This is a genomic window from Streptomyces sp. NPDC048479, from assembly GCF_040651435.1.
In the GTDB taxonomy this organism is placed as follows: Bacteria; Actinomycetota; Actinomycetes; order Streptomycetales; family Streptomycetaceae; genus Streptomyces.
The window spans coordinates 118,789-143,027 of sequence record NZ_JBEZKA010000020.1; the positions used below are offsets into that span (position 1 = coordinate 118,789).

Annotated in this window: 27 protein-coding genes and 1 pseudogene; 9 read left to right on the plus strand and 19 right to left on the minus strand. The window is 69.4% G+C overall.

Annotated elements, in window-relative coordinates:
- Window positions 1-97: 97 nt before the first annotated feature.
- Window positions 98-1,948, plus strand: coding sequence for an endonuclease/exonuclease/phosphatase family protein (locus AB0D12_RS28190; protein WP_362688552.1), 1,851 nt, complete (start codon window positions 98-100; stop codon window positions 1,946-1,948).
- Between the two features lie 42 nt (window positions 1,949-1,990).
- Here the strand turns inward: AB0D12_RS28190 and AB0D12_RS28195 are convergent, their stop codons facing one another.
- Both AB0D12_RS28195 and AB0D12_RS28200 read right to left on the minus strand, forming a co-directional pair.
- Window positions 1,991-2,725 (minus strand): antibiotic biosynthesis monooxygenase, encoded by a 735-nt coding sequence (locus AB0D12_RS28195; protein WP_362688555.1) that lies wholly within the window; start codon window positions 2,723-2,725, stop codon window positions 1,991-1,993.
- 87 nt (window positions 2,726-2,812) lie between these two features.
- Complete coding sequence (locus AB0D12_RS28200; RefSeq protein WP_362688558.1) at window positions 2,813-3,478, minus strand: hypothetical protein; 666 nt, start codon at window positions 3,476-3,478, stop codon at window positions 2,813-2,815.
- 254 nt (window positions 3,479-3,732) lie between these two features.
- Between AB0D12_RS28200 and dapA the strand changes: the two genes are divergently transcribed.
- The gene (gene dapA / locus AB0D12_RS28205) at window positions 3,733-4,629 is read left to right on the plus strand and encodes a 4-hydroxy-tetrahydrodipicolinate synthase (protein WP_362688561.1); all 897 of its coding nucleotides are present in this window, start codon (window positions 3,733-3,735) and stop codon (window positions 4,627-4,629) included.
- Between the two features lie 103 nt (window positions 4,630-4,732).
- Here the strand turns inward: dapA and AB0D12_RS28210 are convergent.
- Window positions 4,733-5,200 (minus strand): annotated as a pseudogene (locus AB0D12_RS28210) (ricin-type beta-trefoil lectin domain protein); the annotation flags it as partial.
- Between the two features lie 228 nt (window positions 5,201-5,428).
- Here AB0D12_RS28210 and AB0D12_RS28215 point away from each other — a divergent pair.
- Window positions 5,429-5,920, plus strand: coding sequence for a hypothetical protein (locus AB0D12_RS28215; protein ID WP_362688564.1), 492 nt, complete (start codon window positions 5,429-5,431; stop codon window positions 5,918-5,920).
- 318 nt (window positions 5,921-6,238) lie between these two features.
- Here the strand turns inward: AB0D12_RS28215 and dapD are convergent, their stop codons facing one another.
- The 4 genes from dapD to AB0D12_RS28235 form a co-directional block, all read right to left on the minus strand.
- Window positions 6,239-7,228 (minus strand): 2,3,4,5-tetrahydropyridine-2,6-dicarboxylate N-succinyltransferase, encoded by a 990-nt coding sequence (dapD, locus tag AB0D12_RS28220; RefSeq protein WP_362688567.1) that lies wholly within the window; start codon window positions 7,226-7,228, stop codon window positions 6,239-6,241.
- Window positions 7,229-7,315: 87 nt separating this feature from the next.
- Complete coding sequence (locus AB0D12_RS28225; RefSeq protein ID WP_362688570.1) at window positions 7,316-7,642, minus strand: hypothetical protein; 327 nt, start codon at window positions 7,640-7,642, stop codon at window positions 7,316-7,318.
- Window positions 7,643-7,692: 50 nt separating this feature from the next.
- Entirely contained in the window at window positions 7,693-8,229 is a 537-nt protein-coding gene (locus AB0D12_RS28230; RefSeq protein WP_362688573.1) for a TetR family transcriptional regulator, read from the minus strand.
- Window positions 8,229-8,549: a multidrug efflux SMR transporter gene (locus tag AB0D12_RS28235; protein ID WP_327322840.1), complete on the minus strand. Its 321-nt coding sequence runs from the start codon at window positions 8,547-8,549 to the stop codon at window positions 8,229-8,231. Before AB0D12_RS28235 ends, AB0D12_RS28230 begins: the two co-directional genes overlap by 1 nt.
- Before the next feature lie 111 nt (window positions 8,550-8,660).
- Here AB0D12_RS28235 and AB0D12_RS28240 point away from each other — a divergent pair, with 111 nt between their 5' ends.
- Together AB0D12_RS28240 and AB0D12_RS28245 are read left to right on the plus strand one after the other, a co-directional pair.
- A complete protein-coding gene (locus tag AB0D12_RS28240) occupies window positions 8,661-9,164 on the plus strand; it encodes a MarR family transcriptional regulator (protein ID WP_362688578.1) in 504 nt (167 codons plus the stop codon).
- Window positions 9,165-9,282: 118 nt separating this feature from the next.
- Window positions 9,283-10,293: a hypothetical protein gene (locus tag AB0D12_RS28245; protein WP_362688581.1), complete on the plus strand. Its 1,011-nt coding sequence runs from the start codon at window positions 9,283-9,285 to the stop codon at window positions 10,291-10,293.
- A gap of 31 nt (window positions 10,294-10,324) precedes the next feature.
- Here AB0D12_RS28245 and AB0D12_RS28250 read toward each other — a convergent pair whose 3' ends face one another.
- The 9 genes from AB0D12_RS28250 to AB0D12_RS28290 form a co-directional block, all read right to left on the minus strand.
- The gene (locus AB0D12_RS28250; RefSeq protein WP_362688584.1) at window positions 10,325-10,690 is read right to left on the minus strand and encodes a VOC family protein; all 366 of its coding nucleotides are present in this window, start codon (window positions 10,688-10,690) and stop codon (window positions 10,325-10,327) included.
- Between the two features lie 55 nt (window positions 10,691-10,745).
- A complete protein-coding gene (locus AB0D12_RS28255) occupies window positions 10,746-11,084 on the minus strand; it encodes a metal-sulfur cluster assembly factor (protein WP_326649154.1) in 339 nt (112 codons plus the stop codon).
- Entirely contained in the window at window positions 11,081-11,545 is a 465-nt protein-coding gene (sufU, locus tag AB0D12_RS28260) for a Fe-S cluster assembly sulfur transfer protein SufU (RefSeq protein WP_362688587.1), read from the minus strand. The genes AB0D12_RS28255 and sufU overlap by 4 nt, the downstream gene beginning before the upstream one ends.
- Window positions 11,546-11,556: 11 nt before the next feature.
- Window positions 11,557-12,813, minus strand: a complete 1,257-nt coding sequence (locus AB0D12_RS28265) for a cysteine desulfurase (protein WP_362688590.1) — start codon at window positions 12,811-12,813, stop codon at window positions 11,557-11,559.
- Window positions 12,810-13,574, minus strand: a complete 765-nt coding sequence (gene sufC, locus AB0D12_RS28270; RefSeq protein ID WP_327322846.1) for a Fe-S cluster assembly ATPase SufC — start codon at window positions 13,572-13,574, stop codon at window positions 12,810-12,812. Before sufC ends, AB0D12_RS28265 begins: the two co-directional genes overlap by 4 nt.
- Window positions 13,575-13,581: 7 nt before the next feature.
- Window positions 13,582-13,902, minus strand: coding sequence for a non-heme iron oxygenase ferredoxin subunit (locus tag AB0D12_RS28275; RefSeq protein ID WP_215093443.1), 321 nt, complete (start codon window positions 13,900-13,902; stop codon window positions 13,582-13,584).
- Window positions 13,902-15,083, minus strand: coding sequence for a Fe-S cluster assembly protein SufD (gene sufD, locus AB0D12_RS28280; RefSeq protein ID WP_362688594.1), 1,182 nt, complete (start codon window positions 15,081-15,083; stop codon window positions 13,902-13,904). Before sufD ends, AB0D12_RS28275 begins: the two co-directional genes overlap by 1 nt.
- Before the next feature lie 61 nt (window positions 15,084-15,144).
- Entirely contained in the window at window positions 15,145-16,566 is a 1,422-nt protein-coding gene (gene sufB, locus AB0D12_RS28285; protein WP_362688597.1) for a Fe-S cluster assembly protein SufB, read from the minus strand.
- On the minus strand, window positions 16,563-17,303 hold the full coding sequence (locus AB0D12_RS28290; protein WP_362688600.1) for an ArsR family transcriptional regulator: 741 nt from the start codon (window positions 17,301-17,303) through the stop codon (window positions 16,563-16,565). Before AB0D12_RS28290 ends, sufB begins: the two co-directional genes overlap by 4 nt.
- Window positions 17,304-17,451: 148 nt before the next feature.
- Here AB0D12_RS28290 and AB0D12_RS28295 point away from each other — a divergent pair, with 148 nt between their 5' ends.
- From AB0D12_RS28295 to AB0D12_RS28310, 4 genes are all read left to right on the plus strand, one after another.
- A complete protein-coding gene (locus AB0D12_RS28295) occupies window positions 17,452-18,378 on the plus strand; it encodes an ABC transporter ATP-binding protein (protein ID WP_362688603.1) in 927 nt (308 codons plus the stop codon).
- A gap of 88 nt (window positions 18,379-18,466) precedes the next feature.
- On the plus strand, window positions 18,467-19,252 hold the full coding sequence (locus AB0D12_RS28300) for an ABC transporter permease (protein ID WP_327322852.1): 786 nt from the start codon (window positions 18,467-18,469) through the stop codon (window positions 19,250-19,252).
- Window positions 19,253-19,301: 49 nt separating this feature from the next.
- A complete protein-coding gene (locus AB0D12_RS28305; RefSeq protein ID WP_362688605.1) occupies window positions 19,302-20,411 on the plus strand; it encodes a hypothetical protein in 1,110 nt (369 codons plus the stop codon).
- A gap of 63 nt (window positions 20,412-20,474) precedes the next feature.
- On the plus strand, window positions 20,475-21,443 hold the full coding sequence (locus AB0D12_RS28310) for a COX15/CtaA family protein (protein WP_362688688.1): 969 nt from the start codon (window positions 20,475-20,477) through the stop codon (window positions 21,441-21,443).
- A gap of 136 nt (window positions 21,444-21,579) precedes the next feature.
- On the opposite strand, the gene AB0D12_RS28315 is transcribed toward AB0D12_RS28310, so the two are convergent.
- From AB0D12_RS28315 to AB0D12_RS28325, 3 genes are all read right to left on the minus strand, one after another.
- On the minus strand, window positions 21,580-22,665 hold the full coding sequence (locus AB0D12_RS28315; RefSeq protein ID WP_327322855.1) for an amidohydrolase family protein: 1,086 nt from the start codon (window positions 22,663-22,665) through the stop codon (window positions 21,580-21,582).
- 65 nt (window positions 22,666-22,730) lie between these two features.
- Window positions 22,731-23,051 carry a hypothetical protein gene (locus AB0D12_RS28320; protein ID WP_362688607.1) on the minus strand — a complete coding sequence of 107 codons (321 nt, stop codon included), beginning with the start codon at window positions 23,049-23,051 and terminating at the stop codon, window positions 22,731-22,733.
- Window positions 23,052-23,195: 144 nt separating this feature from the next.
- Window positions 23,196-24,143, minus strand: coding sequence for a heme o synthase (locus AB0D12_RS28325; RefSeq protein WP_362688610.1), 948 nt, complete (start codon window positions 24,141-24,143; stop codon window positions 23,196-23,198).
- Window positions 24,144-24,239 lie beyond the last annotated feature (96 nt).

Below are 24,239 nucleotides of genomic sequence, written 5' to 3' on the forward strand. Positions count from 1 at the left end.
CCCGTCAACCCTTGACAACTCCCCTACAAAACCAAGAGATTGACGCGCGTAGAACCATTTTGCGCCACCCCTCATCCCTCACTCCCGGAGTTCGTTGATGCCTTCCTCCGTCGTACCGAGAACCACCGCCGTCTCGGCCGTCGTCGCCGTCGCGCTGGCCGCAGGCCTGCTCGCAGGCTCCTCCGCTGCCTCCGCTGCGTCCGCCGCCGCCTCCGCCGGTGAGGTCCGGATCCATGACATCCAGGGCTCCACCCGGATATCCCCGCTGGTCGGGCAGCAGGTGACCGAGGTCTCCGGCATCGTCACGGGCGTACGGACCTACGGCTCCAAGGGCTTCTGGTTCCAGGACCCGCAGGCCGACGCGGACCCCGCCACCAGCGAGGGCGTCTTCGTCTACACCGGCTCCAACCCGACCGTCGCCGTCGGCGACCAGGTGCTGGTCTCCGGCACCGTCGGCGAGTACATCCCCGGCGGCACCTCCTCCGGCAACCAGTCGCTCACCCAGATCGCCAAGCCGACCGTCACCGTGGTCTCGTCCCAGAACCCGCTGCCCGCGCCGGTCACCGTCTCCGCCCGGTCGGTCCCCTCGGCGTACGCCCCCGCCGGTGACTCGGCGGCCGCCGGCAGCATCAACGCGCTGCCGCTGAAGCCCCGCGCCTACGCCCTGGACTACTACGAGTCGCTCGAGGGCAGCAACGTACGCATCGGCACCTCGCGCGTCGTCGGCGCGACCGACCCGCACGCCGAGCTGTGGGTGACCGTGAAGCCGCACGAGAACCCGGTCCGGCGCGGCGGCACGCTCTACAACTCGTACACCGCGCAGAACACCGGGCGGCTCCAGATCCAGTCGCTGACGCCGCTCGCCGAGAAGCCCTTCCCCACGGCGAACGTCGGGGACGTACTGTCCGGCACAAACGAAGGACCCCTGGACTTCAACCAGTTCGGCGGCTACACACTGACCGCGCGGACCCTCGGCACGGTGCAGAACCGTGGCCTGAAGCGTGAGGCGACGCGCAAGCAGCGCGACGGCGAGCTCGCGGTCGCCACCTACAACGTGGAGAACCTCGACCCGTCCGACCCGCAGGCGAAGTTCGACGCGCTGGCGGGCGCGGTCGTGACCAACCTCGCTTCGCCCGACATCCTCGCCCTGGAGGAGATCCAGGACGACAACGGCGCCAAGAACGACGGCACGGTCTCGGCCGAGGAGACGCTGAAGAAGTTCACGGCGGCGATCACCGCGGCCGGCGGTCCCGCGTACCAGTGGCGCACCATCAACCCCGAGAACAACAAGGACGGCGGCGAGCCGGGCGGCAACATCCGTCAGGTCTTCCTCTTCAACCCGGAGCGGGTCTCCTTCACCGACCGCCCGGGCGGCGACGCGAAGACGGCGACCGCTGTCGTACAGGAGCGGGGCCACGCGGCCCTGACCCTCTCCCCCGGCCGGATCGACCCGTCCAACGCCGCCTGGAGCGACAGCCGCAAGCCGCTGGCCGGCGAGTTCACCTTCCGCGGCCGTACGGTCTTCGTGATAGCCAACCACTTCGGCTCGAAGGGCGGCGACGAGTCGCTGACCTCGCACCACCAGCCGCCGAACCGTTCCTCCGAGACCAAGCGCCTCCTGCAGGCGCAGGCCGTGAACGCCTTCGTCAAGGACATCCTGAAGGCCGACCGCCGCGCCGATGTCCTGACCCTCGGGGACATCAACGACTTCGAGTTCTCCGCGACGACGAAGGCTCTGACGGACGGCGGTGCGCTCTACCCGGCGGTCAAGTCCCTGCCCTGTTCGGAGCGTTACTCGTACGTCTTCCAGGGCAACAGCCAGGTTCTCGACCAGATCCTGACGAGCCCGTCGATCCATGACTTCGCGTACGACAGCGTGCACATCAACGCGGAGTTCGCGGACCAGAACAGCGATCACGACCCGCAGGTCCTGCGCTTCCGCCCGTAGTCGCTCGCAGTACCGCCGAAACACCGCAGTACGGCAGTACGTTCAGTACGGCAGTACCGTCGGCTGCACGCCCGCGCTGAGGCTCAGCGCGGGCGTGTACCGGTTCACGCCGCCACCTGTCACGCCGGGAAAGCTCCGCACCTTCGCCCACTGCGGAGTCCTCGACCCGACCCCGTCGCCGGGCGCGGCCAGCGCCTCGCGGTGCGCCTCGGCGCTCTCCCACTCGGCGTAGTTGAGCACCCGGGTCCCGTCGACGCTGGCGTGGAAGTGCCCGGAGATCCCGCCCGGCTTCGGGTGCGGATCCGTTCCCAGGGCTTCGAAGACGCCGTCCACCCAGGCTCGTTGGCGCTCGGCGTCCGGCCCCTCGAACTCCACGTCCACGATCACCACACAGCCCGGGATCCGCCGGTCGTCCGTCCCGAGGCCGCCGCTGCGGTAGAGCTCGTAGGAGTGCAGCGCGAGCCGCTGGATGCCGGGCACGGCCGCGTCGATCTCCTCATTCCTGTCGTCCTGGTAGGCGCGGAGGAACTCCTGGTAGGCGTCCTCGTCCTGCCACTGCGAGTAGTGGAGGAGCGTCCTGCCGTCCTCGCCGACGCAGACGCTGTACGAGAGCAGTCCGGCACAGGGCCAGTCCCGGCTCTGCCAGGCCTTGGAGATGGCCTCGACGGCGGCCCGCTGCCGCTCGGGGGTACCGACGTCCCAGGTGGACGTTTCGACGAGGCCGACCCCGGCGCGGGTGAGGTCGGGCCGGGAGTCGGGCTGCACGGTCACAGTCATGGCGATGCCTCCTCGCTCGGCACGCCCCTTGTGGCGCGCCGCCGATCGCCATCCTGAAACGTGAACCATGGTTGAGGTCAACCGCGGTCAACCACCCACGCCCACATCGTTGTTGGGTGCGCCGTCCCCCACCGGCGGCAGATCGCCGCGCTCGACCGGCGCGGTGGGCACCTGCTGCGGCAGGAGCTCGTCCAGCTCCCGGTCGTCCGCGTGGTGCGCGGCCTTGGCGGCGCGCCGCAGGGTGTCGCGGTCCACGGCCCCGTCGGCGCCGATCCGTACGACATGACCGTCCTCGGCCCGCGCGTACTCGTGCGCGTTGCCGGACGTCCGGTACCAGAACGTGCCGTCCCGCTCGCACTTCACGGGCCCTCCCTCCGCCGGATACACGGAACGCTCCGCGCAGTTGGCCTCGGTCAGCGTTCCCCGGTCGACCTCCAGCTGTATCCGGCCGCCGCTCTTGGAGACATACGCGCTGGAGAAGCCGTCGCCGCCGGAGACTCCGACAGACTGCTTCGCGAGATTGAAGCCGTCGACGTCAATGACGTAGATGTGCTCCATCGCGGACTGCATATACCGGGCCCGCGCCTCCAGTTGGGACCGGTCGGGCGCCGGTCGTGAGGATCCCGACGGTTCCGAGGATCCTGCAGGCCCCGAGGGCTCCGAGGCTCCCGAGGCGGCCTTCTCGGTACCGCAGCCGGTCAGGAGGAGAGGCAGCAGCAGAATCAGCGGGAGGTGGCGCACGGCTCGGATCATGGACACAGCCTGCCGGGCGCGGCACAAAGAACCGGCCGTGGCCCCGATCACCGTTCGGTGACGGATAGCGGAGTGCGCAGTTCCCGCGCCGGCGGCGCGCCCGGCGGTACCGGCTCACGACGACGGATTCCGGAACGGACAGACCGCGTCGACACCACCTCCAGGCATGCACACTCAATAGTTCAGCTCTGCTTGCCTCTCACCGCAAGAAAATCTAAGTGGACCTTCACGCTCTGCCCGACCGAAACTGCCGTATGACCACATCCCGTCCTTTCGGCCGCGCGCTCTGCGCGATGATCACGCCCTTCACCGACGCCGGTGAGCTGGACCTGGACGGCGCCCAGAATCTGGCGGACCATCTGGTGGCCGAGGGCTGCGACGGCCTCGTGGTGAACGGCACCACAGGTGAGTCGCCGACCACCTCGGACGCGGAGAAGACCGCTCTCGTACGGGCGGTGGTGGAGGCGGTCGGCGACCGCGCGTCCGTCGTCGCGGGCGTGGGCAGCGCGGACACCCGGCACACCGTGGAGCTGGCGCAGGCCGCCGAGGCGGCGGGCGCGGACGGGGTGCTGGTGGTGACGCCGTACTACAGCCGTCCGCCGCAGGCAGCTGTCGAGGCCCACTTCAGGCGGGTCGCGAACGCTGTCGGCATCCCGCTGATGCTGTACGACATCCCGGGCCGCACCGGCACCCGTATCGAGCCGGACACGCTGATGCGCCTGGCCGGGCATCCGCGGATCGTGGCCGTCAAGGACTGCGCGTACGACCTGCTCGGCTCGACGAAGGTGATCGCCCGGACCTCGCTGGCGTACTACTCGGGCAGCGAGGAACTGAACCTTCCGCTGTACGCGGTGGGCGGTGCGGGCTTCGTCAGCACGGTCGCGAATGTCGCGCCGCGGCAGCTGCGGGCGGCGCTCGACGCATACGACGCGGGGCAGGTCGCCGAGGCCGCCCGCCTGAATCAACTCATCGCCCCGCTGGCCGAGTTGATGATGGCGTCTGGCCTGCCCGGCACGGTGACCGTGAAGGCACTGATCGACGCGGGGCCGGTCCGGGAACCGCTGCAGCCCGCCGGCCGCGAGGCGACCGACGGCCTGCGCAGGGCGTACGAGGAGCTGCTCGCACCGACGTCCAGCCCAGCCGGCGTCTGAGGACAGGGTCCGGGCGGAGCCCTGAGGACGCCTCGGTTGTGGCGGTGGGAGGTTGCAGGCCTCCCATCACGATCTTCCTAGCCACGTAGTCCCAGTGCTGCTCGTCCGAACCGAGGCAGTTGTAGATGGTCACCTTGGTGCCGTTCGAGGTGCCCCCGCCGCCCGCCGTCGACATGCGCTTCCCGGCCTTCACGTTGTACCACTGGTGAGTACCTGAGTAGCTCCACTCCTGCTCGGAGCGACCGTTGCAGGTCCACAGGAAGACCTCGGTTCCGTTGGCGGTACCCCCGCCGCTCGCAAGCGACAGGCACTTGCCGTTCTTGAGGTTGCGGATTTCACCGGAAGGCGTGGCGTGGAACCGATACTGCTCGTGCCCGGTGCCGCAGCTCCGGATGATGGCGTTGGTCCCGTTGGCCGTACCACCGCCGCCCTCCAGGGAGAGGCATCGTCCGCTCTTGTAGTTCACCAACCTCGAGTAGACATCGGTCGCGCTCGCGGAGGGTGACCCCACCGCCGGGGTCGCGACCGCCAGGGCACCCGCCGCCACTGCTGCCCAGGATTTCTTGCGCACGTGAGGGAACCTTCCGTCGCCATTGAGGATCGCTCTGGTGCGGCAGGAAGCAATGGCGGGAAAAGATTCATCCGCCTCTCCGTCGGGTGGGCGCCGCCGGTCGTTTCACCTGGATGGGTAGGCGCGAGTCGCGGAACCATGTGATCCACATGAGGCTGACCTGGGAATCGGTTACCTCACATGACACATGGTCAGTGAGCCGCCCCCTTGGTCCCACAGGAGCACAGCGTGCGTCACTTCAAGCATGTCGGTCTGAGCGCGGCCACCGGACTGGTCGCCCTCCTTGTCTGCTCTCACCCGGCATCGGCTTCCAGCAGTACTGGTCCCGGGCCTGAGAACGTCCACCAGCTGATCGCGAGGCAGACCCAGATCAGTTCCATCGATGTGGACGGGTCGTCCGGGCCCAGCCAAGGAGACGAATTCGTCGTCAGCGGGAATCTCATCCATGGCAGCGCCACGGTCGGCAACTTCGGCGAGGTCTGCACAATCACCCGAACCGCCCCCGCCGATGAGTTCGACCTGCAGTGCGTGGGCTCCCTTACCCTGACCGAGGGGCAGATCACCTTCCAAGGTCGGTTCACCGTTACCGCTGCAGGCCCCGGCGACGCCAGCGTCGCGATCACCGGAGGCACCGGGTCCTACCGCACAGCCCGCGGCTCCATCCAGTCCGTCATGCTCAATGCCACGGATACGCAGCTCACCGTCCGCGTCATCCGCTGACAGGGCAGGAGAAGCATCCTCCGAGCGGCTCGGCCATCTCAGCGGCCGTGCCCTTCCCGTGCTCTCCCGTTCGGTCGGGAAACAGCAGGGAACAGCGGTCGCTCGCGGACAACCTCATGAGAACGGCCCCTGACCGACTTTCCTGGTCAGGGGCCGTTCACAGGGCGCCACAGGCGTGCCGGACGGCGCGGGGACTCACGGGGCACAGCGACAGCGGAGCGCCCTCCCGGGGCCGTCCAGGGGCCGTGGGAGGGCGCTCAGTGGTGACCGACGATGAAAACTGGCGACAGCTCAGCCGCAGGTCAGTGCGGTTGGGCGTCAGTTGTGGCTGTGCAGGACCTCGTTGAGGCCGCCCCAGACCGCATTGTTCGGGCGGGCCTCGACGGCGCCGGTGACCGAGTTGCGGCGGAAGAGGATGTTGCTCGCGCCGGACAGCTCACGGGCCTTGACGATCTGCCCGTCGGGCAGGGTGACCCGGGTACCGGCGGTGACGTACAGACCGGCCTCGACGACGCACTCGTCGCCGAGCGCGATGCCGACGCCCGCCTCGGCGCCGATCAGGCAGCGCTCGCCGATGACGATACGGACGTTGCCGCCACCGGAGAGCGTGCCCATGGTGGAGGCGCCGCCGCCGATGTCGGAGCCGTCGCCGACGACGACGCCCGCGGAGATCCGGCCCTCGACCATCGATGTGCCGAGCGTGCCGGCGTTGAAGTTGACGAAGCCCTCGTGCATCACGGTGGTGCCCTCGGCGAGGTGCGCGCCGAGGCGGACGCGGTCGGCGTCGGCGATGCGCACGCCCTTGGGCGCGACGTAGTCCGTCATCCGCGGGAACTTGTCGATGCTCGTCACGGCCAGGTGCAGACCCTCGGCGCGAGCGTTCAGCCGGACCTTCTCGACGTCGTCGACGGCGACCGGGCCGAGCGAGGTCCAGGCGACATTGGCGAGCAGGCCGAACAGGCCGTCCAGGTTCTGGCCGTGCGGCTTGACCAGGCGGTGCGAGAGCAGGTGCAGACGCAGATACGCGTCGTGCGCGTCCAGCGGCTTGTCGTCGAGCGAGGCGATGACCGTACGGACGGCGACGACCTCGACGCCGCGGCGGGCGTCCGGGCCGAGCGCCTTGGCGGCGCCCTCGCCGAGCAGTTCGACGGCACGCTCGGCGGTCAGCCGCTCGGTCCCGGCCGGGCCGGGCTCGGTGGACAGCTCGGGGGCGGGGAACCAGGTGTCGAGGACGGTGCCGTCGGCGGTGAGCGTGGCGAGCCCGGCGGCGACGGCGCCGGTGGTGCGAGGAGCAGTGGTGTCGGTCATGACAGAAAACTTAACCGGCCGGGGCGGGCGGGTGCGAACCGGTCTCAGGTGCCGGTCGCGCGTCCGCCCCGTCCCACCCCCGGCCGGTCAGGGGCGCAGGCTGTGATTGTCGAGGACGGCGGCCTTCACGAGAGCGCTGCCCCTCACCGGCGTGTCCTTCGTGGTGACCTTTCCATCGAGCTTTCCACCGGCGAGATAGAGCTTGCGCTCACCGCGGTACTCGAATGTCTTCGGGTCGAGCAGCAGCTCCTCCCGCAGGTTCAGGTCACGGGTGAACGTGGAGCCGGGCTCGTACACGGCCAGGGCGGGCCGGCCGATCGCGTCCTTGACGGGCCGGTGGTCGGCCGCTCCCGCGACAGCCGCGCAGACGGGAACGGGACCGGGAATGGGACCGGCGGCGCCGACGTCAGGCACCCCGCTCTCGCCCGCCGGACACGCCCGCGCGCCGCCGGCAGCCGTTCCGCTCAGCCGATGATCCGCGCCAGCATCTCGCGCGCGAACTCCGCCTCGTACGGCACATCGGTCAGCAGCACCTGCAGGCATATGCCGTCCATCAACGCCACCAGCGCCCGCGCGGTGACCGGATCGGTCCGCCGGGCCAGGATCTCGGCAAGTCCCTCGCACCACTCCTCCGCGACCGGCCGCAGCGCGGGCCGCCGCAGGGCAGCCAGATAGAGCTCGTACTCCAGCTCAACCCCGGTGCGCTCACCCGCGAGCCAATCCCCCATCAGCCGCGCGAGCTCCTCCGCGATATCGGCGTCCGGGTCGGCGAGCGCGCCACTGTCCCGTACCGCCGCCGCGAACCCCTCGTTGGCCTGGCGCAACGCGGCAACCAACAGCTCGTCGAGGGAGGCGAAGTGGTACGTCGTCGAGCCGAGTGGCACATCCGCCTCGGCCGCCACGGTGCGATGACTGAGCCCGGCGATCCCGTTGCGCCCGACCACCCGGATCGCGGCGTCGATGAGGCGCTCGCGCCGTTCGGGGTCGTACCGACGCGCCATCAGTGGGCTCCGCCCATGCTGAGCACCACGACCCCGGCGATCACCAGCGCGATGCCCGCGATCTTGACCAGGCTGGTCGACTCGCCCAGGAACACCATGCCGATGACGGCGATCGCGGCCGTGCCGACACCCGCCCAGATCGCGTACGCGGTGCCCACCGACAGCGTCTTCAGCGTGCGCGCGAGCAGCGAGAAGGCGAGCAGATAGCCCACGACGGTGAGCAGCGAGGGCCACAGCCTGGTGAAGCCCTCGCTGTACTTCATGGCCGTCGTCCCGGCCACCTCCGCCGCGATCGCCGCGGCCAGCAGTCCGTATCCCATGCGTACGAGTGTACACATCGTTGCGTACAGCAGTACACAACGGCGGGTCGTGCAATATATGTACGGGCGCAAGCAACAGACGACCATGTATCCCCAGAAAGGCGGCGGACGATGTCCGACCAGGAACGCGGACCACTGCTCGGGCAGCTCGCACGCATCTACCGCGACTACCTCACCGCCGTCGTCCTGCACGGCCAGGCGGCGGCCGAGACCCTCGGGCAGAACCCCACCGATGTGTATGCGCTCAACGCCCTGGAACTCGCGGGGCCCCTGACCACCGGCGGGCTCGCCGAACGCATCGGTCTCTCGCAGAGCGCCACGACCCGGCTCGTCGACCGCCTCGAGCGGGCCGGCTGGGTGCGCCGCGGCCCCGATCCGGCCGACCGCCGACGGGTCGTGGTCGAGGCCGTGCCGCTCACCCGCGAGCAGGACGAGGCGGCGTTCGGCGCGGCCCGCCGCCGGATGGCCGAGGTCTTCGACGGCTTCAGCGCCGATGAACTGCGCGTCCTCTTCCGCTACTTCGAGCAGGCCGCGCCCGCGCTGCGCGAGGCGACGGCCGAGACCAGGAGCGGGGCGCGGGCCACGACGAAGGGCAGGGCGAAGGGGGCGCGGTGAACCGTCCCGGGCCGTCCCGCTACGGTGTCCCGTCCGACCAGGCACAAGACGCGCGGGAGACACACCAGTGGCATACGGAAACACGCCGCACGCAGGCCCTCCAGGCTGGGGCGGCTGGATGCCTCCGCCGCCACCCAAGCCCGGAGTGATTCCGCTGGCTCCGCTCGGCCTCGGCGATGTCCTGGGCGGTGCCTTCGCGACGATCGGCCGCTACTGGAAGCAGCTGTTCGGCATAGCCGCGGCCGCCTACGGAGCGGCGGCCGCCGTGGTCGCCGTGGCGACGGTTGCCGCCTATGCGGTCGCGGGGAGCCACCTCCCCCGCGTCTTCGCCGACGAAGGGACCCCCGCCTGGGCGGACGTCCGGCCCCTGCTCATCGCCTTCGGCTGCGTCTGGCTCATCGGCGTGCTGGCGATGCTGTTCGCCACGACGATGGTCTACGCCGGCTGTTCGGCGATCGTGCAGGAAGCGGTACTGGGCCGGCCGACCACCTTCGGCGCCATCTGGCGCCGGGCCCGCGCCCGCGTCCCCGCGGTGATCGGCACGGTCTTCCTCACCGGCCTGATCCTGCTGGTCCCGTTCGCGCTGTTCCTGCTGGCCTTCGTCACCATGATGATCGCGCTCCTCGCCGCGGGTACCGGGCCGCTCATCGTGCCGCCCTTGGCCTTCCTGGGCTCCTTGGTGACCACACCGCTCGCGGCCTGGCTCTGGGTGAAGTTCAGCCTGGCACCGGCTGCCGCCGTCTTCGAGGGCCAGAGTTCGCTCGCGGCGATGCGCCGCTCCTCGCAGCTCGTACGCGGCGGCTGGTGGCGGATCTTCGGCACCATGCTGCTCGCGTTCCTCATCGCCGCGGTGGCGAGTTACCTCATCCAGCTGCCGGTGAACCTGCTGGGAATGTTCCCCGGCGCGATCGGCACCTCGGACCTGGGCTCCGATCCCACGGCCTTGCAAGTCGTGGTCTCCATGGGCGGCCTGCTGATCGTGCTGATGGTGAGCCAGCTGATCGGCCAGATCTTCGTCGCCGCCTTCCCGCAGCTGGTGGCCGGCCTGCTCTACGTCGACCAGCGCATCCGCAAGGAGAACCTGGCCCCGACCCTCGCCGAGGCCGCCGCCGTACCTCCCGCGTACTAGTCGATCCGGTCGAACCGTCGATCCGGTCCATCTAGTCGATCAGCGTCTTCTTCGGCCGCAGCACACAGAACTCATTGCCCTCGGGGTCGGCGAGCACCACCCAGGTCTCCTCCGGCCGCTGCCCGACTTCGGCCCGCCGCGCCCCGAGCCCGATGATCCTCTCGACCTCGGCGGTCTGGTCGTCGGGCGTGAGATCGATGTGCAGTCTGTTCTTGACGGTCTTCCGCTCGCCCACAGGCACAAACGTGATCCCCGGCAGGGCGGACTCGTCGGCCCCGATGACGATCTCGTCCTCGGCCTCGAAGACCACCTTCCAGTCCAGGACCTGGCTCCAGAAGCGGGCCAGCGCCGGCAGATCGTGGGAGTCGATGACGACGGTGTACAGAGAAACGGCCATGCCCGCCAGTCTGCCTGGCGGGCATGGCCGTTTGCCGGATCTCGAGGTGTCCGGCTCAGACGTTGAAGCCGAGCGCGCGCAGCTGCTCGCGACCGTCGTCCGTGATCTTGTCCGGGCCCCACGGCGGCATCCAGACCCAGTTGATCTTCAGCTCATTGACGATGCCGTCCGTCGCCGCCTTCGCCTGGTCCTCGATGACATCGGTCAGCGGGCAGGCCGCGGACGTCAGCGTCATGTCGAGGGTGGCGATATTGGCGTCGTCGATGTGGATGCCGTAGATCAGGCCGAGATTGACGACGTCGATACCCAGCTCGGGGTCGACAACGTCGTACAGCGCCTCGCGGACTTCTTCCTCGGAGGCCGGCTTCAGCGCGGCTCCTGCGTTCTCGGTCATGCCGTCTCCCTCTCCGCGCCGTCTCCCAGTGCCTGGGCGGTCGCGTCCTTCCACGCCATCCAGCTCAGCAGAGCACACTTCACACGGGCCGGGTACTTGGAGACGCCGGCGAACGCGACCGCGTCCTCCAGCACCTCCTCCATCGCGTCGTCCGGCTCGATCTGCCCCTTGGACTGCATCAGCTCCAGGAAGGTCGCCTGGATCTTCTGCGCCTCGGCAAGCTCCTTGCCGACCAGCAGCTCGTTCAGCACGGAGGCGCTGGCCTGGCTGATGGAGCAGCCCTGGCCCTCGTAGCTGACATCCGCGATGAGCGAGCCCTCGTACCGCACACGGAGTGTGATCTCGTCGCCGCACGTCGGATTGACGTGGTGCACCTCGGCGTCGCCATCCCGCAGACCGCGCCCGTGGGGGTGCTTGTAGTGGTCCAGGATGACTTCCTGGTACATCGAATCCAGCTTCACGCGTCAGTCCCTCATCCGAAGAAGTTACGGACGTGCTCCAGGCCGTCGACCAGAGCGTCGACCTCGGACGGCGTGGAGTACAGATAGAACGACGCTCGCGTGGTCGCAGGAATTCCGTACCGCAGGCAGACCGGCCGCGCGCAGTGGTGGCCGACCCGGACCGCGATGCCCTGCTCGTCGAGAACCTGGCCCACGTCGTGCGGGTGGATGTCGCCGAGCACGAAGGAGATCGCCGCGCCGCGCTCCTCGGCCGTGGTGGGGCCGATGATGCGCAGGTCCGGGACCTCGAGCAGCCGCTTCACCGCGTACTCGGTGAGGACGTGCTCATGCTGGGCGATGTTCTCCATGCCGATCGAGTTGAGGTAGTCCACGGCCGCGCCGAGGCCGACGGCCTGGGCGATCGGGGGCGTACCGGCCTCGAACTTGTGCGGCGCCGGAGCGTACGTCGACGAGTGCATCGACACGGTCTCGATCATCTCGCCGCCGCCGAGGAACGGCGGCAGGTCCTCCAGCAGTTCCTGGCGGCCCCACAGCACGCCGATGCCCGTCGGGCCGCACATCTTGTGGCCGGTGAAGGCCACGAAGTCGGCGCCGAGCGCCTGTACGTCCAGCGGCATGTGCGGCGCGGCCTGCGAGGCGTCGACCAGGACCAGCGCGCCCACGTCCTGCGCTCGGCGCACGAGCGCCTCGACCGGGTTGACCGTGCCCATGATGTTGGAGACCAGCGTGAAGGAGACGATCTTCGTCTTCTCGGTGATGATCTCGTCGATGTTGGACAGATCGAGGCGGCCGTCGTCGGTGAGGCCGAACCACTTCAGCTTCGCCCCGGTGCGCTGCGCGAGCAGCTGCCACGGAACGATGTTGGAGTGGTGCTCCATCTCCGTGATGACGATCTCGGTCTCGTGGTCCACGCGGTAGGGCTCGTCGGCCCAGCCGAGCATGTTCGCCACGAGGTTGAGCGACTCGGAGGCGTTCTTGGTGAAGATGACCTCGTCGCGGCTGGGCGCGTTGATGAAGGCGGCGACCTTGTCGCGGGCGCCCTCGTACAGCGCCGTGGCCTCCTCGGCGAGCACATGAATGCCGCGGTGGACGTTGGCATTGTGCTGTTCGTAGTACTCGCTCAGCACATCGAGCACCTGGCGCGGCGTCTGTGACGTCGCCGCGTTGTCCAGGTACACGAGCTTCTTCCCGTCGTGGATCACGCGGTCCAGGATCGGGAAGTCCTTGCGGATCGCCTCGGTGTCGAGGAGGCCCGGCAGCTGTGTCACGCGGATACGCCACCCTTCGTGTATGCCTCGTAGCCCTCGGCCTCGAGCTTGTCGGCGAGCTCGGCGCCGCCGGACTCGGCGATGCGGCCGTTCGCGAACACGTGCACGAAGTCGGGCGTGATGTAGCGCAGGATGCGCGTGTAGTGGGTGATCAGCAGGGTGCCGACCTCGCCGGTCTCACGGACGCGGTTGACGCCCTCGGAGACCTGACGCAGCGCGTCGACGTCCAGACCGGAGTCGGTCTCGTCCAGGATCGCGATCTTCGGCTTGAGGAGCTCCAGCTGAAGGATCTCGTGGCGCTTCTTCTCACCGCCGGAGAAGCCCTCGTTGACATTGCGCTCGGCGAAGGCCGGGTCCATCTGGAGCTGCTCCATCGCGGACTTGACCTCCTTCACCCAGGTACGCAGCTTGGGGGCCTCGCCGCGGATCGCCGTCGCCGACGTACGCAGGAAGTTGGAGACCGAGACGCCGGGGACCTCGACCGGGTACTGCATGGCCAGGAACATGCCGGCGCGGGCGCGCTCGTCGACGGTCATCTCCAGGACGTCCTCGCCGTCCAGAGTCACGGTGCCACTGGTGATCGTGTACTTGGGGTGGCCCGCGATGGAGTACGCGAGGGTCGACTTGCCGGAGCCGTTGGGGCCCATGATGGCGTGGGTCTCGCCCTGCTTCACGGTCAGGTCGACGCCCTTGAGGATCTCCCGGGGGCCGTTCTCGGCCTCGACGGAAACGTGCAGGTCGCGGATTTCAAGCGTTGCCATGGGTGACTCAGGACTCCTGGGTGACGGAGACGAGCACATCGTCCCCTTCGATCTTGACGGGGTATACGGGCACGGGGCGCGTCGCGGGCAGTCCGGACGGCTTGCCGGTGCGGAGGTCGAAGCTGGAGCCGTGGAGCCAGCACTCGATCTGGCAGTCCTCCACCTCGCCCTCGGACAGCGAGACATTCGCGTGCGAACAGATGTCGTTGATCGCGAACACTTCGCCGCACGTGCGGACGACGGAGACCGGCGTGCCGTCGAGTTCCACCCGCTTCGGGGTGTCCTCCTCCAGCTCGCTCAGCCCACAGGCTCGGACGAAGGCTGCCATCAGACGGACGCCCCCAGCTCCGCGTCGATCTTGGCGAGCAGGCGCTCCTCGAGGTCGGGCAGGCCGATCTTCTGGACCAGCTCGGCGAAGAAGCCGCGGACCACCAGGCGGCGCGCCTCGTCGGCCGGGATGCCACGGGACTGCAGATAGAAGAGCTGCTCGTCGTCGAAGCGGCCGGTGGCGGACGCGTGACCGGCGCCGACGATCTCGCCGGTCTCGATCTCCAGGTTCGGTACGGAATCGACGCGCGCGCCGTCCGTGAGGACGAGGTTGCGGTTCATCTCGTACGTGTCCGTGCCCTCGGCCCTGGCCTCGATCAGGACGTCGCCGATCCACACCGCGTGCGCGTCCTGGCCCTGCAGCGCGCCCTTGTAGGCGGCGTTGGAGCGACAGTGCGGGGCGTTGTGGTCGACCATGAGGCGGTGCTCCTGGTGCTGACCCTGGTCGGTGAAGTACAGACCGAGGAGCTCGGCCTCGCCGCCGGTGCCCGCGTAGGAAACGCGCGGGTGCAGGCGTACGACATCGCCGCCGAAGGTGACGACGATCGACTTGAAGGAGGCGTCCCGGCCGACCAGCGCATTGTGCTGGGAGACGTGGACTGCCTTGTCGTCCCAGTCCTGGACGGAGACGACGGTGAGCTTCGCTCCGTCGCCGAGCAGGTAGTCGACATTGGAGGCGAGCACCGCGTCACCGGTGTGGTCGATGACCACGACGGCCTCGGCGAAGGCGCCGAGCTCGATGACCTGGTGGGCGTAGGCGGTACCGCCCTCGCCGTGCACGGCGATACGGACCGGCTCGGTGAGCACGATGTCCTTGGGCACGGTGACGACCGAGGCCGTCTCGAAGGAGGAGTACGCCTGGGCGGCGACACGGTCCACCGGGGTGCCCGCCTTGCCGAGCCGCGCGTCGTCACGGCCGACGGTCTCGATGATGACGCCCTCGGGGGCGTCGATCGCGACCTTGATGGCGCTGCCGGTCGCGACGGCGGTGCCGTTGTGCAGACCGGCCAGCCGCTCCAGAGGAGTGAAGCGCCACTCCTCCTCGCGGCCGTGCGGCACCGGGAAGTCCGCCACGTCGAAGGACGGCGGCGCACTCATGCGGGTGGCGACGGTCGACTCGGCGGCCACCGCGATCGAACCGGCAGTGGTGGAGCCCGCCGGAATGTTCTGAGCCTCAGCCATGGCTGTCGTCTTGCTCTCTTCCTACGTCGAAAAACAGTCGCTGCTCTGGGAGGGCGGGGCCTTAGCCGACCGACCCCTCCATCTGCAGCTCGATCAGCCGGTTGAGCTCCAGCGCGTACTCCATGGGCAGTTCCTTGGCGATCGGCTCGACGAAACCGCGCACGATCATCGCCATCGCCTCGAACTCCGTCATACCGCGGCTCATCAGGTAGAAGAGCTGGTCGTCGGAGACCTTGGAGACGGTGGCCTCGTGGCCCATGGACACGTCGTCCTCGCGGACGTCCACGTACGGGTAGGTGTCGGAGCGGGAGATCGTGTCGACCAGCAGCGCATCACAGAGCACATTGGACTTCGCGCCCGGCGCGCCCTCGCCGATTTCGATCAGACCGCGGTAGGAGGTACGGCCGCCGCCTCGCGCCACCGACTTGGAGACGATGTTGGAGGAGGTGTTCGGGGCCATGTGGACCATCTTGGCGCCGGCGTCCTGGTGCTGGCCCTCGCCCGCGAAGGCGATGGACAGGGTCTCGCCCTTGGCGTGCTCGCCCATCAGGTAGACGGCGGGGTACTTCATGGTGACCTTGGAGCCGATGTTGCCGTCGACCCACTCCATGGTCGCGCCCTCGTACGCCACGGCGCGCTTGGTGACCAGGTTGTAGACGTTGTTCGACCAGTTCTGGATCGTCGTGTAGCGGCAGCGGCCGCCCTTCTTGACGATGATCTCCACGACCGCGCTGTGCAGCGAGTCCGAGGAGTAGATCGGGGCGGTGCAGCCCTCGACGTAGTGGACGTAGGCGTCCTCGTCGACGATGATCAGCGTCCGCTCGAACTGGCCCATGTTCTCCGTGTTGATACGGAAGTAGGCCTGCAGCGGGATGTCGACCTGCACACCCTTCGGCACATAGATGAACGAGCCACCGGACCACACGGCGGAGTTCAGCGAGGCGAACTTGTTGTCGCCGACCGGGATGACGGTGCCGAAGTACTCCTGGAAGAGCTCCGGGTGCTCCTTCAGCGCGGTGTCCGTGTCGAGGAAGATGACGCCCTGCTCCTCCAGGTCCTCACGGATCTGGTGGTAGACGACCTCGGACTCGTACTGGGCGGCGACACCGGCGACCAGGCGCTGCTTCTCCGCCTCCGGGATGCCGAGCTTGTCGTACGTGTTCTTGATGTCCTCGGGCAGGTCCTCCCAGGACTCCGCCTGCTTCTCCGTGGACCGCACAAAGTACTTGATGTTGTCGAAGTCGATGCCCGACAGGTCCGAGCCCCAGCTCGGCATGGGCTTCTTGTCGAACAGCCGCAGGCCCCTGAGCCGCAGCTTCAGCATCCACTCCGGCTCGTTCTTCTTCTCCGAGATGTCGCGGACGACCGCCTCGGAGAGGCCGCGCTTGGCCGCGGCACCGGCCGCGTCGGAGTCGGCCCAGCCGAATTCGTACGTACCCAGGCCCTCGAGTTCGGGGTGGGCAGTCTCCGTGGGGAGAGTCATGCGGGGTTCCTCCCGGCCGTGCTTGCAGATGCTGATGGTGTGGTGGTCTGGGGTGAGCTGTGCGGGATGAACGTCGTGCAGACACCGTCACCATGGGCGATGGTGGCCAGACGCTGTACATGCGTTCCCAGGAGACGGGAGAAGACCTCTGTCTCCGCCTCGCACAGCTGCGGGTACTGCTCGGCGACATGGGCCACCGGGCAGTGGTGCTGACAGAGCTGCTGGCCGATCGGTGCGTTACGCGCCGTAGCAGCGTACCCGTCGACACTCAGGGCCTTGGCCAGCGCTTCGGCGCGTTCCTCGGGTGCCACGGCGTCCACCGCCTTGCGGTAGGCGTCCGCCTGCGTGCCCATCCGGTCCCGGGCGAAGGCGGCGACGGCCGCCTCTCCCGCCGCTCCGCCACCCGCGGCTCGCTCGATCCACCGGAGCGCGTCGACGGCCAGCGTGTCGTACGACTGGTCGAAGGCGTCCCGGCCGCAGTCGGTGAGGGCGAACACCTTGGCGGGTCGCCCCCGGGTGCGCGCGCCGTAGATCCGCTGCTCACGGGGCTCAACGACATTGTCGGAGACGAGCGAGTCGAGGTGACGGCGTACGGCTGCCTGGGTGAGACCGAGGCGCGTCGCGAGGTCGGCCACGGTGGACGGGCCGTGGTCCAGCACGGATCGCGCGACCCGGTTGCGTGTGGAGCGCTCCCCGGTCGCGAGTTCCTCGTGAGGAGCCTCGCCAACGTTTTTCACAACGCCATTGTTGCGTAATTCCTCTGACCGTGACAACCGACGTCCAAGGGGTGATCCGGTGCGCTTCATCACTAAGGGTTACCTAAGCACCGGAGCCTCCCGGGCCCCGCGCCCCTGGGCCCCCGGCCCCCCGCCTAGACTTCCCGGCATGCGAAGCGAGCCCGTCGTCCAGATCCGTGGCCTGGTCAAGCGTTACGGATCCAAGACGGCCGTGGACGGCCTCGATCTCGAGGTCCGCCAGGGCTCCGTGACCGCCGTCCTCGGCCCCAACGGAGCCGGCAAGACCACTACGATCGAGACCTGCGAGGGCTACCGGCGCGCCGACGCGGGCGCGGTACGCGTCCTGGGCCTCGACCCCGTCGCCGATGCCGGCAGACTCCGCCCCCGGATCGGCGTGATGCTCCAGTCCGGCGGCGTGTACTCGGGGGCCCGCGCCGACGAGATGCTGCGCCATATGGCCAAGCTGCACGCGCATCCGCTGGATGTGGACGCGCTGATAGAACGGCTGGGTCTCGGCAGCTGCGGCCGCACGACCTACCGGCGGCTCTCCGGCGGCCAGCAGCAGCGGCTCGCGCTGGCGATGGCCGTCGTCGGCCGCCCCGAACTGGTCTTCCTGGACGAGCCGACCGCCGGCCTCGACCCGCAGGCCCGCCGGTCCACCTGGGACCTCGTGCGCGAACTCCGTGCCGACGGCGTCTCGACCGTTCTCACCACCCACTTCATGGACGAGGCCGAGCAACTCGCCGACGATGTCGCGATCATCGACGCGGGCCGGGTCATCGCCGAGGGCAGCCCCGAGGAGCTGTGCCGGGGCGGCGCCGAGAACACGCTGCGTTTCACCGGGCGGCCGGGGCTGGACGTCGGCTCGCTGCTCAAGGCACTGCCGGACGGTACTGCGGCGGCCGAGCTCACGCCCGGGGCGTACCGGATCACGGGCGAGGTCGGTCCGCAGCTGCTGGCGACCGTCACGTCCTGGTGCGCACAGCACGGTGTGATGCCGGACGGGATCGCCGTCGAGCGCCACACCCTCGAGGATGTCTTTCTTGAGCTCACCGGCAAGGAGCTGCGTTCATGAAGTGGGACGACACCGGTCTCGACCGGGGGTCCGGGGGTTGCCCCCCGGGAAAACACAGCCTCGAGCTCACCGGCAAGGAGCCGCGTTCATGAGCCTCGGTACGTACACGCCGAAGCCCGGCGCCGCACCCCTGCCCCGCATGATCGCGGCGCAGACCGCGTTCGAGACAAGGATGCTCCTGCGCAACGGCGAGCAGTTGCTGCTCACCGTCGTCATCCCGTCGCTGCTGCTGGTCCTCTTCTCCACGGTCGACATCCTCACTCTGCCCACGGAAACAACGGGCGGCAGCGGCAAAGCCGTCGACTTCCTGGCGCCCGGCGTGCTCGCACTCGCCGTGATGTCCACCGCCTTCACCGGCCAGGCCATCGCGACCGGCTTCGAGCGGCGGTACGGAGTGCTCAAGCGGCTCGGCGCATCGCCGCTCCCCCGATGGGCCCTGATGAGCGCCAAGACGCTCTCCGTCCTGGCCACCGAAGTCCTCCAGATCGTGCTGCTGACCGTCATCGCCTTCGCGCTCGGCTGGTCCCCGCACGGCAACCCCGTCTCCGTACTCCTGCTGCTCGTCCTCGGCACCGCCGCCTTCTCCGGCCTCGGTCTGCTGATGGCCGGGACACTCAAGGCCGAGGCCACCCTGGCCGCCGCCAACCTGGTCTTTCTGCTGCTCCTGGTGGGCGGCGGAGTGATCGTGCCGCTGGACAGGTTCCCGGACGGCGTCCAGTCGGTGCTCGCGCTGCTGCCGATCTCGGCGCTCTCGGACGGTCTGCGCGATGTGCTCCAGCACGGCGCGGGAGTGCCGTGGGGCGATCTCGGGATCCTCGCCGTCTGGGCTGTGCTCGGACTCGGCGCCGCCGCGCGACTCTTCCGCTGGGACTGACCCACGGGCCAGTATGAGCCTGCCAAGATCCGCACGGTGGGAGGCCTCGATGGAGCGGACTGCCGCACTGCGACTGGACGCGGAGTGGGCGAAGGTCAGGTCCGGCAGGGCCGGAGCCTCCCCCCGGGAGCGCGAGCGCATGCTGACCGACCTGATCGCGGCGCTCGCCGCGCACGCCGCGGACGACCTCTCGCTCACCGCCCGGCTGAGCCTGCGGTACGGCGACCTCGCCCGCCACCACTTCGACACCGGTCGCCGCGAGGACGCGCTGACCGCCGTCGACGAGGCGATCCGGCGCTGCGAGGAGCCGGCCAGACATGACGAGGAGCACGCCCGCTGGTACGCCCGCGCGCTGATCAGCCAGGCCGTCTATCTGGCCGAGCCGCTCAGCGACGAGCTGGGTCTGCCTCGCTACGCCCTCCATCCGATGGGCGAGCAGCCCTCGTCCGGTGACCGCGAGGACGGACTCGCCGCCCTGGCGGCAACCCGCCGTGCCATCAAGGTCTGGGAGCGCCTCGAACGCTCGGACCCGCGCAACCAGGAGGGCCTCGCTCAGGCGCATGCCTTCCTCGGCGACCGGTTGGAGGAGCTGGGCCTGCCGGTGGAGGCTGCGTCCTGGGCCGTACGGGCCGAGCGTGAGTTCCACGCCCTGTGGTCTGCGCCCGACCCGCGCGAGGCGGCGCATGATGTGGCCCTTGAGCACCTTGACGACCAGCTGGAACGCAGACTGCGGCGCTGCCCTTTCGACGGCGGCCTGACACATCTGCGGGCGCACGACCTGCTTCCGGAGCGGCTGCTGCCGCTCGCGGTCCTGGCGGCACGGATAGAGGGCGTGGATCCGGATGTGATCGCCGAAGGGCTGGGGCTGGACGGCGCGGAGGTCCGGCGGATCCTGCGGGCGCGGTCGTGGCGGGCGGTGTGGCGGTTCGACGTACGGGACGGCGCCGATGGGTCCTGGACCCCGATGACGTACCCGTGGCGTGGCACGGACGCCGTCACGGACCGCAGCGCGGAGGCGGTGGCGGCGGAGCTGACCGACGCGTTCCTGCACTCGCCCGACCGCCCGCCGTCCTCGGTGCACTGGCGGATCGCCGTGTGGTGGGAGGAGGAGGACCATCTCGACGGCTCGCGCTTCCGGCTGGCGTACCCGCCGTCCTGACCGCACCGGCAGGATCCGCCGGACCGGACCCCTCGTGAAAACGTGCACAATCGTCCGCCTACGATAGGGCCCGTGCAGACCCCTCTCGCCCATATCGCCGAGCGCTGGACGCCCACGCCCCAAACGCTCCGGCGCGCCGCGCTCTCCGCCGTCGTGATGAGCGTGGTCATCATCGTCACCGGCGGCGCGGTCCGGCTGACCAGCTCCGGTCTCGGCTGCGACACCTGGCCAAAGTGCACGGACGACAGCCTCTTCGCCACCCCCGAGCAGGGCATCAACGGCGCGATCGAGTTCGGCAACCGGATGCTGACATACGTCCTGTCGGCGGCGGTCGGCTGGGCGATCGTCGCGGCCCGCGCCACCAAGCCGCTGCGGCGCGGGCTGACCCGGCTCGCGTGGTCACAGTTCTGGATCGTGATGAGCAACGCCGTGCTCGGCGGCATCACGGTCTGGGCGGGCCTCAACCCCTGGACCGTGGCCGGGCACTTCCTGCTCGCCACCGGGCTGCTCACGGTCGCCACCATTACCTGGCAGCGCACCCGCGAGGGCGACGGCACACCGCGCCCGCGCGTCCCGCGCCCGGTCCGCAAGCTGTCCTGGGCGATCGTCGCCGTCTCGGGGCTGCTCGTCGCGCTGGGCACGACGGTGACCGGTTCCGGCAAGCACGCCGGCGACAGCAGCGACGTACCGCGGATGCCGTGGGACTGGGCCGCCGCCGCACATGTCCACGCCTTCGCCGCCTGGGCGGTCTGCGCGCTGGCCGTGGCGATGTGGCTGGTGCTACGGGTGGTCGACGCCCCCGACGACACCCGGGCGCGCGCCCGCGACCTGCTGATCGTGCTGCTCGCCCAGGGCGCCATCGGCTATGTCCAGTACTTCACGCAGGTCCCGGAGGCGCTGGTCGCCGCCCATATGCTCGGCTCCGCGCTGATGTGGATCGCGGTAGTGCGCCTCGCGCTGAGCCTGCGCGAGCGTCCGCAGACCCACGCGGAGATCCCGGCCCGGACCGACTCGGCGCTCTCCAGCGTCTGACGGACAAGCATCTGACAGGCAGGCGTCCGTCGGGCAGTCGTCCGACGGGCAGGCGTCCGACGGGAAATCGTCCAGCTGTCAGAGCCTGGCCGTCAGGCATCCGACGGGAAATCGTCCGGCTGTCAGGGCCTGGCCGTCAGGCGTCCGACAGTGCGTAGACGCGGCGGGCGTTGCCCGCCGCGATCATCCCGGCGACCCGTTCCGCGTCCGCACGGGCCCAGGCGCCGTCGCCGACCCAGCCGCCGAGCACCCGGCTGAGCGCCTCCCGGAAGATCCGGGCGCCCACCACATGCAGCTCCGGCAGCCCGCGCGCACCGCTGGAGAAGAGCAGCTTCCCGAACGGTGCGAGCTCCAGGATCTCCGCGAGTACGGCGGCGGCCCGAGCCCCTGTGTGTACGAGAGCGGGCCCGAGATCGGCGTACACATGCGGGAAGACGCTTGCCAGATGCGCGGCGTGCCGGTGGTACGGATAGCCGTGCAACAGCACCAGATCGGTGGAGAGACCGGCGGTGGCGGCCGCGAAGCCGGTGAGCAGCATCGGATCCTCCACCCCGACGTGCAGTTGGAGCGGCAGCCCGGAGGCGACCGCGATCCACAGCAGATGCCGCACCAGTACGGGATCGGTGAGCCTCCCGCCGACCTGCCGCGCGGCCAGCCAGCGCCCGGCGGCCCCGCGCACCTCCCCGGGGCCCGGCGGCTCGGGGGCGAGGGCGAGTCCGTGGCCCACGGCGGCGACAGAGGTGAAGGCGACGGCGGAGGCGGCGGCCCCGTGCACGGCCTCGGCGAGGTTCGCGAGGAAGCTCTCCACGGTGCCCGAGGTGTCGGCGACCTGCTCGGCGAGGAGTTCGAGACGTACGATCTCGCGCGCCTCGGCCGAGCCGGCCGCGGCGATCTCGCGCGGGCCCGTGAGATCCCCCGGCAGCCCGGTGTCCACCAGATACGTGGAGATTCCGCTGCCCCGCAGCAGCCGTCTGCCCGCCTCGAGCACGCCGAGCTCGCGGCGGCGGGCGAGATAGCGGGCGGGCGGGCAGTGCGGCTCAAGACCCAGCAGCGGCGGGCACCATCGCCGTACGGCGAAGCCGGTCTGGGTGTCGAAGAACGTGGTGCCCGGCGCGGGCGGCCCCGCGGTCCTGCCCAGATGCGCCTCGAAGGTGCCGAGGCCCAGCTCCGTACGGAGCACTCCGTGGCAGTACTGGTCCACGAGGGTCGGGGTGTCGATCATCCGGTCTCCCTGTCATGGACCGTGCTTCCACAGTCCTAACGGGTGACACCCCGACGAGGTGTTGCTCAGTCGTTGGACGGACCGCCGACCTGGATGCCCGCCATCCGGGTCCACTCGTACGGCCCAGTGCGGACCTTCGCCGCGAACTCGCCGTCGAAGGACTCGTGCAGCGTGATCCCGGCCTTCTCGGCCGCGGCCTGCGCGATGGGGTGGGTGGGCGCGACAAGGTCGCCCCAGGCGCCGTCCTCGCCGACGAGCACGATGCGGGTGCCCACCTGACCGATGTACTCGAGCTGCCCCTCGGCGCCGCCGTGCGCCTTGGCGAAGGCGCCGATCTGCTTGGCGAGCTTGGCCGCCTTGCGCTCTGCCTGCTTGGTATCTGCCATGCAGCGATGCTACTTGCGGGTACGGCGCCCTGGCGACGCCGGGGCCACGTGGTGTGGGCCACTGGGCCTCCGCCCGGACCCTGGACCTCAAACGCCGGACGGGCTGGAAACTGCTGCCGCCGGACGGGCTGGATGTACCGGCCGCTAGCTCAGGAAGGGATCCACCGCGACCGCCACGAAGAGCAGTGACACATAGGTGATGGACCAGTGGAAGAGCCGCATCTCTTTGAGCTTGCCGCCCGTCGCCCCTGACTTGGCACGGCGCTGCAGCGAGTGTGCCTCCCAGAGCCACCAACCACCGGTGACCAGCGCCACCGCGGTGTAGAACCAGCCGGTGTAGCCGAGTGGCGTCAGCAGCAGCGAGACGGCGACCATCACCCAGCTGTAGAGGACGATCTGCCGGGCCACCACCGTGTTGGGGGCGATGACCGGAAGCATCGGCACGCCCACCCGCGCGTAGTCCTCCTTCACCTTCATCGACAGCGGCCAGTAGTGCGGCGGCGTCCAGAAGAAGATGACCAGGAAGAGGATGACCGCGGCCCACGACATCGAGTTGGTGGCGGCGGACCAGCCGATCAGGACCGGCATACAGCCGGCGATGCCGCCCCAGACGATGTTCTGTGCGGTACGGCGCTTAAGGATCATCGTGTACACGATGACGTAGAAGAGCAGCGCGCCCAGCGCCAGCGCGGCGGACAGCCAGTTGACGAGGAGCCCGAACCAGAGCGTGGAGACGGCGGCGAGGGCGAGACCGAAGACCAGGCACTCGCGCGGCGACACCATTCCGGTGACCAGCGGACGCTGCGACGTACGGTCCATCAGGGCGTCGATGTCGCGGTCGATGTACATGTTCAGCGCGTTGGCGCCGCCTGCGGAGAGGTAGCCGCCGATGCACGTCGTGAGCACGAGCCAGAGGTCGGGAACGCCCTGCGCGGCCAGGAACATCACCGGAACGGTGGTGATCAGCAGCAGCTCGATGATCCGCGGCTTGGTCAGCGCCACGAATGCCTTGACGCGGGCCCCGAACGGACGATGGCCCCCCGGGCTGGGAGTCAAGACGACCCCTGCGGGTCGGGACTCGACGGCCGTCACGCACACCCCTGACAGAGAAATCCCAGCAAGCTCCCGGCGTGAAGACCCGGTAAAGACTTGCGCGTACCACGCCACTCTAGACGTTGCCCAGACGCC

What these genes read in the sequence shown, in the direction of transcription:
- AB0D12_RS28300 (WP_327322852.1), top strand. Translation starts at nt 18,467, where the DNA reads ATGAGCCTCGGTACGTACACGCCGAAGCCCGGCGCCGCACCCCTGCCC.
- dapA (WP_362688561.1), top strand. Translation starts at nt 3,733, where the DNA reads ATGACCACATCCCGTCCTTTCGGCCGCGCGCTCTGCGCGATGATCACG.
- AB0D12_RS28200 (WP_362688558.1), bottom strand. Translation starts at nt 3,478, where the DNA reads ATGATCCGAGCCGTGCGCCACCTCCCGCTGATTCTGCTGCTGCCTCTC.
- sufD (WP_362688594.1), bottom strand. Translation starts at nt 15,083, where the DNA reads ATGGCTGAGGCTCAGAACATTCCGGCGGGCTCCACCACTGCCGGTTCG.
- AB0D12_RS28295 (WP_362688603.1), top strand. Translation starts at nt 17,452, where the DNA reads ATGCGAAGCGAGCCCGTCGTCCAGATCCGTGGCCTGGTCAAGCGTTAC.
- AB0D12_RS28275 (WP_215093443.1), bottom strand. Translation starts at nt 13,902, where the DNA reads ATGGCAGCCTTCGTCCGAGCCTGTGGGCTGAGCGAGCTGGAGGAGGAC.
- AB0D12_RS28235 (WP_327322840.1), bottom strand. Translation starts at nt 8,549, where the DNA reads ATGGGATACGGACTGCTGGCCGCGGCGATCGCGGCGGAGGTGGCCGGG.
- AB0D12_RS28230 (WP_362688573.1), bottom strand. Translation starts at nt 8,229, where the DNA reads ATGGCGCGTCGGTACGACCCCGAACGGCGCGAGCGCCTCATCGACGCC.
- AB0D12_RS28255 (WP_326649154.1), bottom strand. Translation starts at nt 11,084, where the DNA reads ATGACCGAGAACGCAGGAGCCGCGCTGAAGCCGGCCTCCGAGGAAGAA.
- AB0D12_RS28315 (WP_327322855.1), bottom strand. Translation starts at nt 22,665, where the DNA reads ATGATCGACACCCCGACCCTCGTGGACCAGTACTGCCACGGAGTGCTC.
- AB0D12_RS28305 (WP_362688605.1), top strand. Translation starts at nt 19,302, where the DNA reads ATGGAGCGGACTGCCGCACTGCGACTGGACGCGGAGTGGGCGAAGGTC.
- AB0D12_RS28195 (WP_362688555.1), bottom strand. Translation starts at nt 2,725, where the DNA reads ATGACTGTGACCGTGCAGCCCGACTCCCGGCCCGACCTCACCCGCGCC.
- dapD (WP_362688567.1), bottom strand. Translation starts at nt 7,228, where the DNA reads ATGACCGACACCACTGCTCCTCGCACCACCGGCGCCGTCGCCGCCGGG.
- AB0D12_RS28240 (WP_362688578.1), top strand. Translation starts at nt 8,661, where the DNA reads ATGTCCGACCAGGAACGCGGACCACTGCTCGGGCAGCTCGCACGCATC.
- sufC (WP_327322846.1), bottom strand. Translation starts at nt 13,574, where the DNA reads ATGGCAACGCTTGAAATCCGCGACCTGCACGTTTCCGTCGAGGCCGAG.
- AB0D12_RS28190 (WP_362688552.1), top strand. Translation starts at nt 98, where the DNA reads ATGCCTTCCTCCGTCGTACCGAGAACCACCGCCGTCTCGGCCGTCGTC.
- AB0D12_RS28320 (WP_362688607.1), bottom strand. Translation starts at nt 23,051, where the DNA reads ATGGCAGATACCAAGCAGGCAGAGCGCAAGGCGGCCAAGCTCGCCAAG.
- sufB (WP_362688597.1), bottom strand. Translation starts at nt 16,566, where the DNA reads ATGACTCTCCCCACGGAGACTGCCCACCCCGAACTCGAGGGCCTGGGT.
- AB0D12_RS28245 (WP_362688581.1), top strand. Translation starts at nt 9,283, where the DNA reads ATGCCTCCGCCGCCACCCAAGCCCGGAGTGATTCCGCTGGCTCCGCTC.
- AB0D12_RS28250 (WP_362688584.1), bottom strand. Translation starts at nt 10,690, where the DNA reads ATGGCCGTTTCTCTGTACACCGTCGTCATCGACTCCCACGATCTGCCG.